Source organism: Pseudomonas sp. LS1212, assembly GCF_024741815.1.
Lineage (GTDB): Bacteria > Pseudomonadota > Gammaproteobacteria > Pseudomonadales > Pseudomonadaceae > Aquipseudomonas.
In genome coordinates this window covers 651,268-668,934 of the sequence record NZ_CP102951.1, presented here as the reverse complement: position 1 = coordinate 668,934, position 17,667 = coordinate 651,268, and the positions used below count along the sequence as shown (strand labels likewise).

At 61.2% G+C, this 17,667-nt stretch carries 18 protein-coding genes; 9 read left to right on the top strand and 9 right to left on the bottom strand.

Translation table 11 applies throughout. The annotated features are described in order from the left end of the window. The 7 genes from NVV94_RS03015 to NVV94_RS02985 all read left to right on the top strand — a co-directional run bounded on the left by NVV94_RS03015 (position 1) and on the right by NVV94_RS02985 (position 6,367). Positions 1–855, top strand: coding sequence for a MaoC family dehydratase (locus tag NVV94_RS03015; protein ID WP_258445780.1), 855 nt, complete (start codon positions 1–3; stop codon positions 853–855). A gap of 507 nt (positions 856–1,362) precedes the next feature. Beyond that, positions 1,363–1,755, top strand: a complete 393-nt coding sequence (locus tag NVV94_RS03010) for a DUF3077 domain-containing protein (protein ID WP_258445779.1) — start codon at positions 1,363–1,365, stop codon at positions 1,753–1,755. Between the two features lie 160 nt (positions 1,756–1,915). Next, on the top strand, positions 1,916–2,221 hold the full coding sequence (locus NVV94_RS03005; RefSeq protein WP_166362702.1) for a MazG-like family protein: 306 nt from the start codon (positions 1,916–1,918) through the stop codon (positions 2,219–2,221). Then, a complete protein-coding gene (locus NVV94_RS03000; protein ID WP_258445778.1) occupies positions 2,218–2,967 on the top strand; it encodes a methyltransferase in 750 nt (249 codons plus the stop codon). Before NVV94_RS03005 ends, NVV94_RS03000 begins: the two co-directional genes overlap by 4 nt. A 25-nt stretch (positions 2,968–2,992) precedes the next feature. Further along, the gene (locus tag NVV94_RS02995; protein ID WP_258445777.1) at positions 2,993–3,631 is read left to right on the top strand and encodes a DUF4136 domain-containing protein; all 639 of its coding nucleotides are present in this window, start codon (positions 2,993–2,995) and stop codon (positions 3,629–3,631) included. Positions 3,632–3,686: 55 nt separating this feature from the next. Further along, positions 3,687–4,247 carry a DUF4136 domain-containing protein gene (locus tag NVV94_RS02990; protein ID WP_258445776.1) on the top strand — a complete coding sequence of 187 codons (561 nt, stop codon included), beginning with the start codon at positions 3,687–3,689 and terminating at the stop codon, positions 4,245–4,247. Between the two features lie 122 nt (positions 4,248–4,369). Then, entirely contained in the window at positions 4,370–6,367 is a 1,998-nt protein-coding gene (locus tag NVV94_RS02985; RefSeq protein WP_258445775.1) for a pilus assembly protein TadG-related protein, read from the top strand. Here the strand turns inward: NVV94_RS02985 and NVV94_RS02980 are convergent. Together NVV94_RS02980 and NVV94_RS02975 are read right to left on the bottom strand one after the other, a co-directional pair. After that, positions 6,337–9,075, bottom strand: a complete 2,739-nt coding sequence (locus NVV94_RS02980; RefSeq protein ID WP_258445774.1) for an ATP-binding protein — start codon at positions 9,073–9,075, stop codon at positions 6,337–6,339. The genes NVV94_RS02985 and NVV94_RS02980 overlap by 31 nt on opposite strands. Beyond that, entirely contained in the window at positions 9,072–9,515 is a 444-nt protein-coding gene (locus NVV94_RS02975) for a TadE/TadG family type IV pilus assembly protein (RefSeq protein WP_258445773.1), read from the bottom strand. Before NVV94_RS02975 ends, NVV94_RS02980 begins: the two co-directional genes overlap by 4 nt. Before the next feature lie 75 nt (positions 9,516–9,590). Between NVV94_RS02975 and NVV94_RS02970 the strand changes: the two genes are divergently transcribed. After that, complete coding sequence (locus NVV94_RS02970; RefSeq protein ID WP_258445772.1) at positions 9,591–10,061, top strand: prepilin peptidase; 471 nt, start codon at positions 9,591–9,593, stop codon at positions 10,059–10,061. Positions 10,062–10,195: 134 nt separating this feature from the next. Next, positions 10,196–10,981 (top strand): response regulator transcription factor, encoded by a 786-nt coding sequence (locus tag NVV94_RS02965; RefSeq protein ID WP_258445771.1) that lies wholly within the window; start codon positions 10,196–10,198, stop codon positions 10,979–10,981. 169 nt (positions 10,982–11,150) lie between these two features. On the opposite strand, the gene NVV94_RS02960 is transcribed toward NVV94_RS02965, so the two are convergent. From NVV94_RS02960 to NVV94_RS02930, 7 genes are read right to left on the bottom strand one after another with little or no spacing between them, the layout of a single operon-like run. Next, on the bottom strand, positions 11,151–11,390 hold the full coding sequence (locus NVV94_RS02960; protein WP_309304292.1) for a DUF3613 domain-containing protein: 240 nt from the start codon (positions 11,388–11,390) through the stop codon (positions 11,151–11,153). Between the two features lie 34 nt (positions 11,391–11,424). Further along, positions 11,425–12,150 carry a tetratricopeptide repeat protein gene (locus NVV94_RS02955; RefSeq protein WP_258445769.1) on the bottom strand — a complete coding sequence of 242 codons (726 nt, stop codon included), beginning with the start codon at positions 12,148–12,150 and terminating at the stop codon, positions 11,425–11,427. A gap of 14 nt (positions 12,151–12,164) precedes the next feature. Further along, positions 12,165–13,049, bottom strand: a complete 885-nt coding sequence (locus tag NVV94_RS02950) for a type II secretion system F family protein (protein ID WP_258445768.1) — start codon at positions 13,047–13,049, stop codon at positions 12,165–12,167. 1 nt (position 13,050) lies between these two features. Then, entirely contained in the window at positions 13,051–13,935 is an 885-nt protein-coding gene (locus tag NVV94_RS02945) for a type II secretion system F family protein (protein ID WP_258445767.1), read from the bottom strand. After that, on the bottom strand, positions 13,932–15,221 hold the full coding sequence (locus NVV94_RS02940; protein ID WP_258445766.1) for a CpaF family protein: 1,290 nt from the start codon (positions 15,219–15,221) through the stop codon (positions 13,932–13,934). Before NVV94_RS02940 ends, NVV94_RS02945 begins: the two co-directional genes overlap by 4 nt. Beyond that, a complete protein-coding gene (locus tag NVV94_RS02935; protein ID WP_258445765.1) occupies positions 15,218–16,405 on the bottom strand; it encodes a pilus assembly protein in 1,188 nt (395 codons plus the stop codon). The genes NVV94_RS02940 and NVV94_RS02935 overlap by 4 nt, the downstream gene beginning before the upstream one ends. Then, positions 16,402–17,652 carry a type II and III secretion system protein family protein gene (locus tag NVV94_RS02930; protein ID WP_258445764.1) on the bottom strand — a complete coding sequence of 417 codons (1,251 nt, stop codon included), beginning with the start codon at positions 17,650–17,652 and terminating at the stop codon, positions 16,402–16,404. Before NVV94_RS02930 ends, NVV94_RS02935 begins: the two co-directional genes overlap by 4 nt. Positions 17,653–17,667 lie beyond the last annotated feature (15 nt).

Sequence of the window (17,667 nt, the reverse complement as noted above, 5' to 3'; positions counted from 1 at the left end):
ATGCCCATTCAATGGCACGACCTCAGTACCCCGCCACACCTCTCCGGGCTGTATGGCAAGGCCGTCCTGCACCGCAAGATCACCGGCAGCGAGCTGCCCGAGCTGGGCCTGCGTTGCCGGGTGAATGTCGACCCCGCCAGGGTCGTCGCCTATAGCCGGGTCTGTGGCTTTGGCGAAAGCAACCTGCTGCCGGCGACGTATCCCCATGTGATGGCGTTCGCCCTGCAAATGCAGCTGATGACGGACAAGGCGTTCCCCTTCACCCTGCTCGGCCTGGTGCACCTGCATAACCGCATACGCGTGCTGCGCCCGCTCGGCGCCGTCAGCAGTACGCGGATCGGCGTGCACGTGGAGAACCTGCAAGCCCATGCCAAAGGAGCGACCTTCGATTTGGTCACCCAGGTCGACGATGCGCTCGGCCCGCTCTGGGAAGAGGTCAGCACCATGCTCTACCGTGGGGCCAAGGTGCCTGGCGAGCCGCCGGCCGAAGTCATTGCGGCGCAGTTGCCGCTGGTCGAGGTCAGCCGCTGGTACGCTGGCAAGGAGGCCGGCCGGCGCTATGCCCGGGTGAGTGGCGACTACAACCCGATCCACCTGAGCGCCACCAGCGCCCGCCTGTTCGGCTTTCCCCAGGCCATCGCCCATGGCATGTGGATCAAGGCCATGAGCGTGGCGGCGCTGCGTGAACGCTTGCCGGCGGCCAATTACGAGATTGCGGTGCAGTTTCACAAGCCGGTGAGGTTGCCCAGTGAAGTGGTGCTTTCGGCGAGTGCCAAGGGGTCCGGTGGGCAGTTGCAGTTGGCGGGCAAGGGGGATTTGGTGCATATGGTGGGGAGTTGGGAGGCGGGTGGGTAGATTTGGCGGTATTGCGACCGCTTCGCGGTCGAGCGCAGCCTTCGGCAGCGGTATCTACAGGTGTACGCCATCCCTACGGGTGTACGCCGGCCCTGTAGCCGCTGCCGCAGGCTGCGCTAAGGGCCGAAGGACCTTCATCCGAACTTTGCGCTATTTTCTGAACAGAGTGCTGTTATTTGTAGGACATTTCCGAGAAAATCCCTCCAGCCTGTTAGCTGCTTGTCTCTGTGAAACCTTTAAGGCTAGTCTGCGTCCGTCGCTGCAAAATCAGCGACCTGGATGTGGAAGTCCGGGAGTTTTTTCAGACCTCACGCTAGCGAAGGCTGACGCATTACGTCTGCTATTTCGTGTTATGGCGGCTGTGCGCGGAGCACTTTAGTGTGCACCGGGTCCATTTGGGGTCTGTGGACAAATCTACCCGGTCTTCCACACCGCGCACGGCTGCCACCCCTCTCGCGTGGAAGCGAGTTCGGCAGTTTTTTCAGACCCCAGCGTTAAGGTAACAACATGAAAAAACTCGTACCCGACCCACCCGAAACCCAATCCCTCCACGACGTCACAACCCTCCTGAAACTCGCCAACAAGGCGATCCTGCATGCGCTAAAAGAAGGCGTCAGCCAGCAAGACCTCCTCAAAACCCTGAAAGCCACCGGCATCGCCACCTTCGGCTGCCACGACGGCTGGCAGCGCCCGCTGTTCGCCGTGCGCGAAGGGGTCAATGCCGAGGATGCGCTGGTGCATGTCTCCTTGCTGCTGCAATGCGCGGAACAGACCGCCGATGAAATCAGCGAGCAGGCCAGTGGCGTGGAGCGTGGGTTGATCGGGGCGACGATTCATTCCATTGAAATGGCCCGGGCGGTGGTGGATGCGTTGTTGGATGGCCGCAGGGCATCTGTGTAGATTTCACTGGCCTCATCGCTGGCAAGCCAGCTCCCACAAGGTACTGCGGCACTCACACCATTGTGGGAGCGGGCTTGCCCGCGATAAGGTCCGCAGGACCTTCATACTTGCACCAAATCCCCATCCCCCTGAAGCTATGCACCTTCAGGAGACCTCCCCCATGAACCTAGACGAACTCACCCAACGCCTGCACCGCATCCGCGACACCAACGACTGGCGCGGCTTTCACAGCCCGAAGAACCTGGCCATGGCTGCCAGCGTCGAAATGGCCGAGCTGGTGGAGATTTTCCAATGGCTCAGTGAGGATCAGTCGCGGCAGTTGTCTACTGAACAGTTGGAACACGCCGGCCAGGAAGTCGGCGATGTGGTCCTCTACCTTCTGTTGCTGTGCAGCGAGCTGGGACTGGATATGGAACAAGTCGTGCGCAGCAAACTGGCCGACAGCGAAAGGCGCTTTGCCCGATGAGTGACCGTCACTTCGATGAACTGGCAACCCGCTTCGCCGAAAAAATCTACGGCGGCGCCAAGGGTGCCATACGCCTGGCGGTGCTCCAGGCGGACCTGGCCGAAGCCTTGCCGGATCGCCCCTTGCGTGTGCTGGATATCGGTGCCGGCTTGGGCCATATGTCCCTGTGGCTGGCCGAGCGCGGCCATCAGGTGACCCTGGCCGAACCTGCCGCCCCCATGCTGAACGCGGCGCGCGAACGCTTCGCAGCCGCCGGGCAAGACGCGACGTTCATCCAGGCACCCTGGCAGGAACTGCTTGGGCAACTCACCCAACCCTATGACCTGGTGCTCTGCCATGCCGTGCTCGAATGGCTGGCCGAACCCCACGCCATCCTGCCTGTGCTGCACCAGTTGACCCGTCCGGGTGGCTGGTTGTCGCTGGCCTTTTATAACCGCGATGCGCTGGTGTACCGCAACCTGCTCAAGGGCCATTTCCGCAAACTGCGCAAGAACAAACTGGCCGGCGAAAAGCAGAGCCTGACCCCACAAATGCCGCTTGATCCGCGTGAGCTGCAGGCGCAACTTGGTGGTTACTGGCTGGTCGAAACACAGAGCGGGGTGCGGGTTTTCCACGACTACATGCCGACCGAATTTCAGGCAAAAGCCGAACTGATTGACCTGCTGGAAATGGAACTGGCGCACCGCCGCCATCCGGCCTACGCCGGCCTCGGACGTTACCTGCACTGGATCTGCCGTCCGGTCTGAATGAGCCCTCGCCGGGGAGAGTGACATGCTACGCCGTATTGCTTTTGGCCTGCTGTTCCTGGGGCTGGGCGCCTGCCAGGGGACCAACCCCTACACTGCCAGCTCCAACCCGCTGCCGCCTGCGCCACCGCAAGCGGCCCACACCTTCGATGCCAGTGCCTATCCCGCGCCACCACGCGACTACGGCCGCTATCGCAACTGGGCCTGGCTCGATGGCCAGCCGCCTGCCGGCAGCGCCTGGGCCGATTCAGCGCAGGTCGCCGAGGCCGTGAGCAATGCACTGGACCAGCGCGGCTTGCGCCCGGCGCGGGGCAATAACCCGGCCGACCTGCGCGTAGCCGCCGACATGCGCCTGGAAACCCGCCTGCGGCAAGTGCGCGATGATTATGGTTATGGGGGTTATGGCAGCTATGGCTACGGCGGCTACGGTTACGATCGCTATGGCCGCTACGGCAATGGCTACGGTCTGTATGGCAGCGTCCCGATCGTGCGTACCTACGCGGTCGAAGTGGTGGTGGTACGCATCGAGCTGTTCGACGGCAGCAGTGGCCAACCGGTCTGGAGCGCCAGCGCCGAGACCAGTAGCCAGGGCAGTCTGAGCGAGCGTAACGAGGCTTTACACAAAGCTGTGCAAAAAGCCCTGACGGCGTATCCTCCTAGCTAGGGCAGATCGCTTTGTCGAGGCTGCCCATGCCCCCAAGGCAACCGGAGAAATCATCATGTTCCGCAGTCTCGCTTTACTCTCTCTGGCCATTTTGCTCAGCGCCTGCGAGACCCGCAGAGTCAGCCAGGACTTCGACGCCAGCCGTGATTTTGCCGCGTACAGAAGCTGGACGTGGAAAGAGCCTGCCCTGCAATACCGCCCGGACGATCCACGCATCAAGAGCGACCTGACCGAGCAGCGTATCCGCCAGGCCGTCAGCGACCAGCTGGATCAACGCGGCCTGCGCCCGGCCCAGGCCAGCAGCAAGGGTGACCTCAACGTACAAACCTACTTGATCGTGGAGAACCGCCAGCAACAGATCACCACCCACTATGGTGGCGGCTGGGGCGGTTACTACGGCAATTACTGGGGTGGCCCGATGTACAACGAAACCCGCAGTATTGATTACAAGGTAGCCACCATTCAGGTCGACATGCTCGATGCCCGGGACGGCAAACTGGTCTGGCGTGGCAGCGCCGAACAGATCATGAACAACTACCCACCGGGCCCGAACGAACGCAACACGGCAATCCAGAAAACCGTGGCCAAGGTCCTGTCCAACTACCCGCCGAAATAACATTGCAGCCTTGCGCCAGTCGCCTTCATGGCGACTGGCCAGCACCCTCCCCGAGCCTTGACTACACTGGCGTACATCACAGGATGTTTGCCCTCGGCCAGGCGCCGGTAAAGGAGTGCTCGATGTCGCCCCGTATCCCCCGTGCACGGCTGTCTGGGCCCCGTCGGCAACATGGGGCGATTGGCTTGATGGCGGCACTCACTTTGGGCACGGCATTGCTGTTCATGCTGGTGGTGATCGATAGCGGTCGGCTCTACATGGAACAACGCAAGCTGCAGCGGGTGGTGGACATGGCGGCGCTGGAGGCGGCCAGCCGGGGCGGAGACTGTGCCATCGGCGCAACCGCTACGACTTACGCGACCGAGAGCGCCATTCGCAATGGGTTCCCCCTTCCCGACAATACTCGCACGCTCGCGGTCGCCTGCGGCACTTTGGTATCTGATGCCAATCACCTTCGAACCTTCAGTGCCGACCCGAATAAAAACGAAGTCATTCGTGTGCGGGTCAGCCAGACTGTGCCCCGCAGCATCGCCGCCGGCGTCGGTGCGTTGTTCGGAGGCGCTCCGGCGGACCCTAATATCAACTTGACTGCCATGGCGGTGGCCTCCGTTGCGCCCCCCGTCGCGGCGCTAACCATTCGCAGTACATTGCTGTCCGTGGACACAAGTAAATCCGCCATATTGAATCAGCTCTTCGGCGGGCTCTTGGGCGGTAATCTGAATGTCAGCGTGGCTGGCTGGAATGGCTTGATCGACACCAATATCGATCTGCTCGGTTATCTGGATCGTCTCAAGATTGATATCGGCCTTACCGCTGCCGGTTATGACCAGGTGCTGAGTAACACCATTGATGTCAGCCAGTTGATCCAAACCACCGTCAATGTGCTGGACCCGAACGGTACGCTAGGGGCTACCGCCACCATCATGAGTTTGCAAGCGCTGAAGGTCGCCGCCGGGACGACCGAAGTAGTGCTGGGCAATATGCTGCATATCGAGAGCGGCACCAAGGTGTCGGCACTGGATGTTGATTTGCAGCTGTTTAGCTTGATCGAAAGCGTCGTGCAACTGGCCAACAAGAAAAACGGCCTGGTGGCGCAATTGCCGATTGATCTGGCCGGCCTTGCACAAATCACTGCGAGAGTTCAGGTACTTGAGCCGCCACAGATGTCGGCCATCGGCAATCCACAAAAGGCTGCGATAGATCCTCTGGGGCCTGATCGCATTTATGTACGCACCGCGCAGGTTAGAACGCTGCTTTCGATCAACTTGCCTGTTCTCGATGCCATAATTCCGTTGGTGAATGCAGTCACAAATCTGGCGGCACCACTGACCAACACCCTCAATGCCTTACTCGGTCTTGATCTGGTGGGCACCATCGACTCGCTGTCCTGCTTGCTGGGCGCGCCCTGCGAGGTGCCGGATATTGAGTTGCTTCCAGCCCCTGTTCGTATCGATGTGGCGCTGGATGCCGCCAGTGCCAATAGCTACGTCACGGCTTACAGCTGCGTCAGCTCGACCAATAAAACCCTTACCAGCAACACCACCACCTCGGTGGTAGATCTGAAAATCGGCCAGATTGATCCTTCCGCCGCTTTCGGCACGAACATCGCCCCCCCTGCGGTTGTGGTCAAGCCCTTGAAGGTAATCGATATCGGCGTGAAGACCTGCCGCAAGATCCTCTTACTGCCAGTCAGTTGCGACCCACGAATCCCTTCGGTAGGCGGCGGCATCGGTGTCTACGCCGATACCACGGTGGGGCAGAACGCCAACATGTCTCACATGTACGCTTCGCCCAATCTGCCGGAAATTTCCATGCCTCCGTTTTACTACACTTACGCCACCAGTAATGTGGTCAGCAGCCTCACGAACACAGTGGATGGTCTCCATGTCGACATGTACACACCTGCATCCGGCAACTTACTGGGCAATCTGGTGAGTGGCCTGGGCTCGATTCTGAGCACCGTCACTGACTTGCTGATCACTGCAATCAAAACCGTGCTCAATCCGTTGCTCGATACCCTGATCAATACTTTGTTGGCCAGCCTCGGGATTGATCTGAACAAGGTTGAAGTCGGCGCCAACCTCAGTTGTCATGCTGGTCGCGTCTCACTGGTAATGTGATCAACCGGCACAGCCGGCAGCTCAATACAAAACCGTGCCCCCTCCTCGGCATTTCTGACACTCAGGCAGCCCCCCATGTTGTCGATGATCCCGTAACTGACCGACAACCCCAACCCGGTACCCACCCCCACCGGCTTGGTGGTGAAAAACGGCTCGAATATCCGCTCCAGAAGGCGTGGATCAATACCACCGCCATTGTCCTCGACCAACAGCCGCACCGAGGCGCTGTCATGCTCGATCCTGACCGCGATCCACGGCTGAAAGTCGCGATTGCCTTCACGTTTGCCGAGCAAGGCATCGCGGGCGTTGACCAGCAGATTGATCAGCACCTGCTCAAGCTGGTCGACATGCCCGCGCACCTGAGTCTGCGTATGCATCTCGGCCACGCGCAGTTCCACGCCCTTGCCACGCAGGCCTTCAGAGAGCAGCGACAAGGTGCCCTCCACCGCAAGCTTGGGATCAAACAATTGCTGCTCGACTTCCGAACGACGACCAAACACTCGCATGTGGTCGACCACCCGTGCCGCGCGCTGGACCTGGGCATCGATGCGGTTGAGTTTGTCCTGCAGGTAATCGATCTGCACATCGCCATTGCCCAGGCGCTTGAGCACATTGACGATGGCCATGCGCATGACATTGAGCGGCTGATTGATCTCATGGGCAAGCCCGGTGGCCATTTCGCCAAGGGTGGCCATCTTCGCGCTCTGGGTCAGTTGCTGCTGGGTGCGACGCACCTCGGTGTTGTCGCGCCCCACGGCCTGGACTTCGATCAGACGACCGTCCGCATCGAACACGCCGCGATCGGACCAGACCCACCAGGCATGTTCGCGCCCGGGCAGTTGCAATGAGATTTCTGCCGTGCTCACCGGCTGTTCGGGGCTCAAGCTGGCCAAGCGCTCGGCAAAGGCCTGGCGTTGCTCCGGCGACAACCAACTGCCCAAATCGATGCCGGGCAGGTCCTGCGGCGCGCATTCCAGGTAAGTGGCCAACGGTTGATTGCCGAAGATCAGGGTCAAGTCCGGGCGGTAGCGGCAGATCATCGCCGGCGAATCTTCGACCAGAATCCGGTAGCGCTCCTCGCTCTGGCGCACCTTTTCGCCCGCCTGGGTCGCTTCGGTCACATCCAGCCAGAGTCCGACGGCCTCCGTCGGTATGCCAAGGTCATTGCGCAACAGGCGCGCCTCATCGAGCAGCCAGTGATAGTCGCCACGACTGTCCAGCAGGCGATAGCGGCTGCGCACCTGGCCTTCGCGCAACAGCGTGCGCGTGCGCTCGAAATACAGCGCGCGATCGTCCGGGTGTACCCACTGCGACAGCTCGGCCTGTTGGCATTGTTCCCGCGTCCAGCCCAGCAGCGGCTCCAGGCTGGCGCTGAAAAAGTCCGGTCGTAGCGCACCTTCCTCATAGCGCTGGATGTAGATCACCGCCGGCGAGCTGGCAATCAGGTTGTCCAGCCGGGCATGGGCGGCGGCCGCTTGTTGTTGCTGGTTCTTGATATCGCTGATGTCGAGCATGAAGCCGATGACCCGACGTGTCTGCCCCTTGCCCAGCACCTGGCCGCTGATACGGTACCAAAGCGGCTCTTGCCCGGGCCGATACAAGCGTATGCACTGCAGCAGCGGCGTGCCGTGCTGCTGCAATGCGCGCAATCGGCTGCCCAGTTCTTCGCGGTCGGCGGGATGGATGGATTCCAGCAGGGCGGACAGCGTTGGCGCGTGGGTTTCAAGTTCAAGCGTTTCGACCAGGGAGGGCGCCAGCAATACCTGTTCGCCTTCTGCCTGAAACTCCCACCAGCCGGTGTCGAGCAAGCCTTGCAAGGCTTCCAGGCGCTGCAACTGATGCCGGTGCCGCTGCTCGGCCAGGCGGCTGAGCAAGGGGGCCGCCAGCGCTGCCAACAATGGCTCGCCATCGCGCTCCAGCAACATGTCCAGTGGTTGGCCGGCCGCACTGGCGCAAAGCAGCCAGGCTTGCACGGCGCCGTCGCTGCAGTAGGGCAGCAGCAACACGGCACTGCTGCCGAACAGCCGATGCAGGTCCGGATGATCGGTTGAACACACCGGCCTCTGCTCGCACCTTTGCAATTGACCGCTCAAACGCGCATCGCTCGGCCACAGCCCCTGAAAAGCGCCGCCAAGTGCGTCGGCGAAGGTCTGCCAACCCTGCCCGTTGTGCAACAGCAATGCCACCCGCGACAGCCGCCAGCGTTGTGCCAGCGCCTGCAGTTGGTCACTCGTCACGGTCGGCAGGCGCGCTGGATCGCACTGGCGCAATTGCGTATTGATGTCCCGGGCCAGTCGCTGATTCTGCTCCTGGCTGCGGGCCTGCCAACGCTCCTGGATCAGGTCGCCGACATCGAACATCTGCAGCATCCAGCCCCCGGGGTGTTGCAACAGCCACCCGCGGGTATGCAGCGTCTGCCCGGCCGGCCCCTTGAAGTCCAGGTCCAGGGTCTGGCCTTGCCACTCGACAGGGTTTCCTTCGAGTACCAGACGGCTCTGAGGCTGAACATAGTCGATCAACGTCGCACCGCTGTGGGTCGGCAACGCCAGCGCCGGGCGCAAGGGGCCCGCCAGGCGCAGCACACGCGCCTGATCGTCCAGCCAGATCTGCAAGCCCACCGCCGGCAGCGGCGGTGGCTCCGGGGCTTCGGGAAGTGCTTCTGTGCCGCGGCTGCGCCAGCGGCTGAACAACGTCTGGCCGGCACTCAAAGCTGCAGGCTCGCTTCGGCACTGAGATTGTCCGGCAAGCGGGGCACTTCGCCTATTCCTGGAAGAATGAGAAAGGGAATCGCCAGCCCCAGTTTGCCTTTGGGGTAGTCGATCCGGACGGTGAGCAACTTAGCCGGCGACAACGTCACCGTGGCATCCGTGTCCAGCGCAAAGCCCAGCGTATTGGGCATCCAGGCCAACTGCTGCGTGAGTACTTCCTTGGCCTTGGCATCTATATCGGCACTGTAAGTGGCGCTGGCGGGGTCGAGGGCCACGCAACGGCGCACCGCCTCGGAGGTAGCCTCATTGAAGGACTGCATCATCAACAGTGGCAGGCTGTAGCTGACCACCGCGTAGAAGACCGCGAAAAAGATCACGAAAACCATCGCGAACTCGATGGCGGCAGCACCTTTTTGCCGGGTGGGGAGGCCTGCTTTCATGATCGCGTCTACCCTGACATTAATATCTGTGTAACAGCATAGAATCATTCATCGAAAAGGGATGTTTTTTACCAAATGCAAAGCCTCGTCCTGCTGCTGTGGCTCTCTCTTTGTGCCGAACAGGATGTCCGTCAGCGTCAGATCGCCAACGAACTGACCCTGGGTGGCGCGGCCTGTGCACTTATCTACCTGTTCCTGACCGGGCATACCTGGCTGGGTGCCGATGCCACGGAAGGTGGCTGGGCGCTGGCAATCGTCATACTTCTGACGCTCCCTGGCTACATCTACGGGCACCTGGGTGCCGGTGATGTGAAACTGCTGGGCGCATTGGCACTGGCCACTGATCGGATGCACATCCTCGGGACGATTATCGGCGCCGGGCTGGTTACCGTCCTGTGGCTTATGAGTGGTAGTTGGCTAGTTGCCCATATGAGTCAGCGGGTTAGAACCTACCTGATGCACTTGAACAGCGATTCGTCGAAAAAACAGCCATTCGCGCCCTTTCTGCTAGCTGGCTTTTTAATAGCAATTCTGTGGATCCATTAGTCATTCAGGCCTTCGGCGCTATGTACAGAGTCTGAAAGTACGACTACTTTTACGCCAAAGACAGGAACAGCCAGGTCGTAGCGGAATGCCTCCGAAAACGGCCGATAATTGGCTTGCCAAGCAGGGAGTCGCATGTGAATAAGCTAACTTCACAGCTGAAAGTGCTGATCGTCGATGATCAACCACTTATCGTCGACGAGCTTTGCGAGTTTCTTGCCGCCCACGGCTATCGGTGCCTGCCTTGTCGTTCCAGCCAGCAGGCAATCGAATTTTTCACCGAAGACGATGACATCTCGCTGGTGCTGTGCGACCTGCATATGCCCGGCCTGAACGGCATCGAGCTGATGCAGGCGCTCAAGAAGATTGCTGGCAAGCAACGGCCGTTCGAAACGATCCTGCTCACCCGGTGCGCCGACAAGCAGGACGTGATCAAGGCGCTTCGCGAAGGCTTTGCCGACTACTATCAAATACCGGTCGACCTCAACGAATTGCTCGAAGGGGTAAATCGCCAGGAAGCGGTGCTGCAGGAGCGGCAGAAGAGCTATCAGCAACTTGGCCATTTGAACCAGAAGCTGCAATACCTGACCGCCTACATCGACGACCTTTACCAGGATCTGCACATGGTACGTAGACGGCCGTCAACCGATGAGGTTCACGCCGGTTTGCGGCAAGACCAGGAAACCGAGGAGATCCCGGCGATCTTCAATCAGCTTTCACCGCGCCAACTCGAGGTGGCTCGCCTGGTCGGCAAAGGCCAGACCAACTATCAGATTGCCTGCGAGTTGGGTATCACCGAAAACACCGTCAAGTTGTATGTGTCCCAGGTATTGCGCCTGACGCACATGCACAACCGCACGCAGCTGGCCCTGGCCCTGGCCCCCGGTTCGCCGGGCTCGCGACTTTGGATGACGGCTCACTAGGCTGCCCGCCAACCGCCAGGAGGTCCTTCGGACCTCAGCGCAGCCTTCGGCAGCGGCTACATGGCGCGAGGCGTTCGAACCAACGTATTGTCATGCGCGGTCCTGTAGCCGCTGCCGAAGGCTGCGCTCGAGCGCGAAAGCGGTCGCGCTTTTGGGATCGCTGGTAGGTTCATTCGTCCGACGAACTGACTTTTTCCCAGCGGTAAAAATCCGGAATCACGTGCTTGTAGCTGTCCAGCCAACGCTGCATGGCCTGTTCTCGCTCCTTCGGGGTCGCGGTCTGCGGCAGGTTCGAGGCGGCCTTGCCGCTGGCCTGCAATGCCAGCCAACCTTCAGTCGCCTGTGGCGGTCTCGGTTTGTCGCCGGGTTCGAATTCATAGGCCTGCGCCGACGCACTCAACAAACACACTAGAAGCAATCCGTTCGCCTTCATTTGGACCTCGCTATTTGGCATTACCAAACTGGCTGTCGAGCACGACCGCCACCTGATCGGTCGCGCGAGCCGCGGAAGTGCCCGGCTGCTTGAGCTTCTCGGCGCGGGCCTGGGCATCAGTCACTTGCTGCGGGCTCAGGCCGGCGCGGTCGACCAGCTCGGCAGCCTGTTTCCAGTTGTCCTGATAGATCAACAGCGTGACCATGTTGACGGCAGCCAGTGTGTCGCTTTGCTTGAGCTCCATGGCGGTAATGAATTCGAAGCGCGCGTCCTCGACCCTGTGCTGGTTGAGGTAAACCACCCCCAGGTCATTGCGAACCTTCTCATCGGTAGGGTCCAGCCTTGCCGCCCTGAGCATATGGTTCATGGCCTGGCCGTGATCGCCCCTGGCCGCCGACAATTGCCCCAGGCCATGTTCGCCCTGGGCCGCCAGGCAGGTGCCGAGCAGGCTGCGGTACAAAGGCTCGGCCTCGCTGCGACCGAGCAAGCGATAGATCCGCGCCTGGCGCAGGCGCACCTCGCCGAGGTTTTCCGGCAAGCGTTGCAGGTTGGCCAGGCCGGCATGTAGGCGCCCCTCATTGACCATGTCGTCGGCCATGCTTACCGACAGTTCCTGTTCGGAACTCAACTTGGCGCAACTGGCCGTGCCGCCTGGCAATGCCAACCAGGGGCTACGTCCGTCCGTGGCGCAACCGCCGAGGGCCAGCAGCCCCACTATCGCCATGACTACTTTCATTCGCTGCACTCCTTTCAAGACGCAAAAGCCCGGGCCAGGGCGGTGAAACCCGGGCCGGCCAATACAATCAACAACGCAGGAAAAAGGAACACCATCATCACGGCGGACATTTTCCCCGACAGTTTGGAAATCTTTTCCTGCATCCGCGTCAGCCGGCGGTCATCGAGCAGCTGTTTAAGCGACAGCAATGATTTCATCGCGCCGCCACCTTGCACGATCAACTGCTGCAAAATCACACAGGTGTCAGTGAATTCGTCGACCTCCAGCAAGTTCGCGGTGTTGTTCAGTTCTGCGGCCAGTTCCAACCCGGAATCGACCCTGACCAACACCAGGCGCAGTTCTTTAGTCAGTATCGGTAGCAATTGGCGCGCTTCGGTGCTGAGGATGCGCAGGGTCTGCTCGACGGCCAGGCCGGACTCGAACAAAATCCGCAGTAACGGAATGAACGTCGAAATCTCCTTGGCCACCTCCTGCTGGCGATGCTTGGCCGCCATCGCCAACAGCCGCTTGGGCAGTAGATACCCCAACCCCAGTGCCAGTATCACAGCCAGCCACGGGTGGGCCGGGTCGGTAACGGCCAGGCTTTGAACCAGCATGACCAGGCCCAGCATGCACAACGGCGTGCCCACCTGGCATGCCGCAAACAGCGCACGCTGACGGGTTGTGCGCCAACCGATCCGATTCAGCAGTATCTGGGTTTCGCTATCGAGGCTCACCGACCGTTTGCCCAGCTTGCTGTTGCCCAATAGGTGCAGCCAGCCGCCCAGTCGGTTCTCGGCCGCCATTTGCCCCTGCAGGCGCCGGCTGACTTGACGCTCGCGCCGCTTCTGCCGGGCCAGATTGCTCAGCAGCAACAGAAATGCAAAGAAGAACAGCAGTGCACTGATCAGCAATGCCATTTCAAATACTCCGCAACATGCGCCACAGCGCCAGGCAACCCAGCGCTTGCAAAATGAAAGCGCTCAGCAGCATCTGACGGCCCCCATCGTCATGCCACATGCCCAGCAGGTAGTTCGGATTTGCCATCAGGAAGTACCCGACCATGCCGATGGGCAGCAGCGCCAAAACCATCGCTGTAATCCGTGTTTCTCCGGTCATCGCCCGCAATTGCCGGGCACCCTGTTCACGCTCGCGAATCAGCTTGATCAGGTTTTCCAGCAGCTCGCTGGCATTGCCGCCATAGCGATGGTTGATGCGAAGGCCCAGGGCAAACAGGCGCAGCTCATCCTGATCGTAAAGGTCGGCCAGGTCCTGGACCGCTTCGTCCAGACCGACGCCAAGCTGCACATTGCGCTGGACCCGGCTCATGGCACTTTTGAGCGGGTCACTGCAATCCTCGATCGCGCCCAGCACCGCATCCGTCAGGGTCCGCCCGGACTTGAGGCTGCGCACCGTGTGGTCGAGCAAGCCCGGCAGCTGTTCGACCATTCGCCGCACTCGGCGGCGATACAGCCAACTGACATAGAAGCGCATCAGCAGCGGCCCGAGCACAAACATCGCCAGCGCTCCTGGCCACCCCGCCAATGCGGCCGTCAGAAGTACCAGGGCAACCCAAAGCGCCAACCAATGCCCCAGGCGATCGGCAGCCCTACCAAGGCCGGCACGCAGAAATGCCCGCTCCAGCCAGGGCATTGTCAATTTGTTGCCGGCAGATTCCGGCTGGCCGTGGCCCAGGCGTTGCAGTACCCGCTCGGTACCGGACTTGCGCATGCCGCTGTAGAACAGCCGCAGCGACAAGCCCAATAGCACCAGGCATACCAGCCCCAGCACAATCGGCCCGATCATCTGCCCGGTTCCAGGCTCGAAGCCGGCATGCCGAAGGCTTCCCGTCGCAACTTTTCCCCGGCCGGGTTGATCGCCTCGCGCAGAAACTCCGAGCCACTGTGCCGGTCCAGGCGAAACAGGGTGTTGATGACATAGATGTCATCGCGCACGCCGACCACCTCCACCACTTCACTGACGCAGCGCCGACCGTCGGGCATACGGGTCAACTGGATCACCACATCCAGCGCCGCGCAGATCATCTGCCGCAAGGTCTTCTCGGCCACTTGCCGACCGGTCAGGCCAACCAGGGTCTCCAGCCGCAACAGGGCATCCTGGGCATTGTTGGCGTGCACGGTACTCATCGAACCATCGTGGCCGGTGTTCATCGCCGTGAGCACATCGAGCACTTCCACCCCGCGGATCTCACCCAGGATGATCCGGTCCGGGCGCATTCGCAGGGCGTTGCGAATCAGGTCGCTGGCCTTGACCTCGCCATACCCCTCGGCATTCGGCGGGCGGGTTTCCAGGCGTACCACATGCGGATGGTCGAGTTGCAGTTCGGCCACATCCTCGATCGTTACCAATCGCTCCTGGGGGTTGATCTGTTGGCTGAGAATGTTCAGCAAGGTGGTCTTGCCGGTGCCGGTACCGCCGCTCACCAATACGTTGCAGCGCCTGCCGACAGCCAGTTGAAGAAAGTCGAGCATCGCCTGATCGACCGTACGGGTCGCCAGCAGATCGGCGCTTTTGAGCATGTCCTTGCGAAACTTGCGGATCGACAGGCAGGGCCCGTCCAGGGCAATCGGCGGAATGATCGCATTGACCCGGCTGCCATCGGGCATCCGCGTATCGACCATTGGTGATGACTCGTCCAGGCGCCGCCCGAGCGGCGCGAGGATCCGCTGCATGACCCGCTCCACATGATGGGAATCGATAAAGCGCAAATCGGTTTGATGGAGCACCCCACTGCGCTCGATGAAAACCCGATGCGGGCCGTTGACCAGGATTTCCGTCACCGTCGGATCGCGCAGTAACACTTCCAGCGGACCGAAACCGGTCAACTCATCGACGAGCTCTTCGGCCAGCCGCTCCATTTCATAACGCGAAACGGCCAGGTGCTGCCGGGCGATGTAGTCGCCGACCTTGTCGGTCACAAACTGCGAGAGCGCCGGCCGCGAGCCTTCGAGCAGGTTTTTGCCGGAGTCTTCTATCGCATCGATGATGTGCCGGTGCAGGACCAGTTTCAGGCCTTGCGGATCTGCCGCATGGCCCTGGCCACGCGATACACCAAAGAGTTTCTCGCTCATCTAGCCCCCAAGAGCCGGTTAAGCCAACTTGCCGATTTCTGCATGCTTTGCGAACGTTTGGCCAGCCCTTCGCCCAGTGACTTCAGGCCTTGGGTAAGGCTCTCCCGGGGTGCCAGCTCAAACAGGGTCAGGCCCTGATTTTTCGCATTGAGGCGCACCTCTGGGCTGTAAGGCAGCACTGCCAGCAACGGCAAGCCGTAGCTTTTGCCCAGCGCCTCGGAGTCCGGTGCGACACTGCGCAGGTAGCGATCGACCAACAGCCCCGCATGCTGCAACTTCATGCCCTTTTCGCGCCAATTGTTGAGCACCGCCAGGTTACGGCGACAGTCGAGCACACTCTGGTCGGTGTACCAGATCAGTTTGTCGCAGTGGCTGACGAAGGTGCGCAGGGCCTCGCTGTCCGGTTGCCCGGTGAGGTTCACGACGATGTGCTGGAAGTGCTGGCGCAGGGCACTGAGCAACATATACAGCTCGGCCGCACTGGTTCGTTCCAGTGGCTCGTCGCTGTCGGTATAGGCCAGCAGGCGCAAGCCCGAAGGCGCGGCAGCAAAGGCACTGTCGATCAGGGTGCTGTCCAGGCGGCGCAGATGACGCAAGGCATCACCGAAATGGAAGGAGGCCTCGAGCCCCATGAGTGCCAGGCTGTCGCCACGCGCCATGCCCAGATCCAGTAGCAGGGTTTGCTGCCCGCTTTTCTGCACAACCAGCGCCAGGTGTGCTGCCAGCAGGGCACCATCGGCATCGGCCTGAGTGCCATAGAGCACGCTCAAGCCGCCCAGACTGGGGTTGGCCGCCACCGGCGGAAGCCGCTTGCTGAGGCGCCGGACCAAGCCGGCAACTTCGCTCGAACGCGAGCCGTAAGCGACGAAATCCCGCGCGCCGGCACGCATGGCGTTGAGCACAAGCTGGTTGTCCATGCCGTCGCCCAGGGCCACGATAGCCAGCATGGGTTTGGCTTCCAGCACGCCTTCGATCAATGCCCCCTGACTGACCAGGTGCTCGCGGTCCAGGCCGATGAATACCAGGCTGGCAAAGGTCACGTCGACCAGCGCCAACAGCTCGTCGAGACTGCCGCTGCCGGCACTTACCACTTGCCCCAAAGGCGCCAGCGCGCCCTGGAGCCACTCCAGGTCGCCATCGTTGCGGGTGATCGCAAGAAAGGTCTGGCTCAGGTTTTCGCTCATTGGGAGAGCCCGCTACGGCGATCGAAGTTGCCGTTTTCCAGGAAGTACAGTTCGAACCAGTTCGGGTCGTATTTGCGCAGGCGCTCACCCGGCAATTCAGGCAGCTGCGCATTGGCCGCCAGCGGCTGGACCAGGTGCGGCGTGACGATCATCAGCAGCTCACGCTCTTCCTTCGAGACCACGGAGCTGCGAAAGAAAGCACCCAGGATGGGGAGATCTCCCAGCCCTGGAAACTTGTCGACGGCGGTCCTGGTGTTATTGCTGATCAGGCCACTGATCACAAAGCTCTCGCCATCGGCCAGCGAGATGCTGGTATCGGTGCGCCGCACGGTCAGGCCCGGGACCTGTGTACCGGCAATGGTCACGGCCGTGGAGAAGTCGAGCTCGCTGACTTCCGGGGCGACCTTCATGGTGATGCGATTACGGCTGACCACAGTCGGCGACAGGGCCAGCCGGATACCGAACTCCTTGTACTCGATCGACACCGTATCGCTACCGGTGCTGGGCACGGGAATCGGAATCTCGCCGCCGGCCAGGAAGCTTGCGGTCAAGCCACTGAGCACGACCAGGCTGGGCCTGGCCAGGGTGTAGGCGAAACCGCTGTTCTCCAGGGCATTGATCATGCCCAGTACCTTGCTGCTGCCGCCTCCCCAGACAATGTTGAACACGTTGTTATCCAGCGGAATGATCGGGCGGGTGGCGCTGACGGTCCCTGGCGAGACAGCCACGCCGCGAACCGTCCCCGGTGCACCAAACAGAAAATTGTTCGATCCCTTGCCGAAAATCGAGGTGCTGGCCTCCTTGAGCTTGGTCCGGCTGACTTCGACAAAGCGAATATCGGTCTGTACCTGGCTGGGCAGCAGCGGGTCCTGCGAAGGTGGCACTGCGGTTTCGGCCATGTCCGTCGTCGCCCGGCCCTTGACGAACACCATGCTCTGGCGCGGTGCGGTCGCGCAGGCAGTCCAGACCATCACGCTGGTGACGCCAGGCTCGTTGCCGGTGAGCAGGAAGGCGTCATCGCCGGCGGGGTGCACGTCGGCGACTCTCGGGTCACCGACTGCAACCCGGGTTATCGCCACCGGCGAACGCATCTCTTGCTGCAAACCCTGCCCGACCTCGACCACCGCGGGCAATTGTGCCAGCGCCGAACAACTGCCCGGGGCTGCCAGGGCGACGTCGAGCGGCAACCCCACCACTAACAGGGCGCCCACCACATGTTTGAAGAACGGCACGGAACGACTGCTCATTTAAGCGCATCCTGC

Excerpts from the sequence above, each read along its gene's own strand:
- NVV94_RS03010 (WP_258445779.1), top strand. The coding sequence starts at position 1,363 with ATGAAAAAACTCGTACCCGACCCACCCGAAACCCAATCCCTCCACGAC.
- NVV94_RS02995 (WP_258445777.1), top strand. The coding sequence starts at position 2,993 with ATGCTACGCCGTATTGCTTTTGGCCTGCTGTTCCTGGGGCTGGGCGCC.
- NVV94_RS02985 (WP_258445775.1), top strand. The coding sequence starts at position 4,370 with ATGTCGCCCCGTATCCCCCGTGCACGGCTGTCTGGGCCCCGTCGGCAA.
- NVV94_RS03015 (WP_258445780.1), top strand. The coding sequence starts at position 1 with ATGCCCATTCAATGGCACGACCTCAGTACCCCGCCACACCTCTCCGGG.
- NVV94_RS03005 (WP_166362702.1), top strand. The coding sequence starts at position 1,916 with ATGAACCTAGACGAACTCACCCAACGCCTGCACCGCATCCGCGACACC.
- NVV94_RS02945 (WP_258445767.1), bottom strand. The coding sequence starts at position 13,935 with ATGATCGGGCCGATTGTGCTGGGGCTGGTATGCCTGGTGCTATTGGGC.
- NVV94_RS02930 (WP_258445764.1), bottom strand. The coding sequence starts at position 17,652 with ATGAGCAGTCGTTCCGTGCCGTTCTTCAAACATGTGGTGGGCGCCCTG.
- NVV94_RS02955 (WP_258445769.1), bottom strand. The coding sequence starts at position 12,150 with ATGAAAGTAGTCATGGCGATAGTGGGGCTGCTGGCCCTCGGCGGTTGC.
- NVV94_RS02940 (WP_258445766.1), bottom strand. The coding sequence starts at position 15,221 with ATGAGCGAGAAACTCTTTGGTGTATCGCGTGGCCAGGGCCATGCGGCA.
- NVV94_RS02935 (WP_258445765.1), bottom strand. The coding sequence starts at position 16,405 with ATGAGCGAAAACCTGAGCCAGACCTTTCTTGCGATCACCCGCAACGAT.
- NVV94_RS02950 (WP_258445768.1), bottom strand. The coding sequence starts at position 13,049 with ATGGCATTGCTGATCAGTGCACTGCTGTTCTTCTTTGCATTTCTGTTG.
- NVV94_RS02990 (WP_258445776.1), top strand. The coding sequence starts at position 3,687 with ATGTTCCGCAGTCTCGCTTTACTCTCTCTGGCCATTTTGCTCAGCGCC.
- NVV94_RS02970 (WP_258445772.1), top strand. The coding sequence starts at position 9,591 with ATGCAAAGCCTCGTCCTGCTGCTGTGGCTCTCTCTTTGTGCCGAACAG.
- NVV94_RS02975 (WP_258445773.1), bottom strand. The coding sequence starts at position 9,515 with ATGAAAGCAGGCCTCCCCACCCGGCAAAAAGGTGCTGCCGCCATCGAG.
- NVV94_RS03000 (WP_258445778.1), top strand. The coding sequence starts at position 2,218 with ATGAGTGACCGTCACTTCGATGAACTGGCAACCCGCTTCGCCGAAAAA.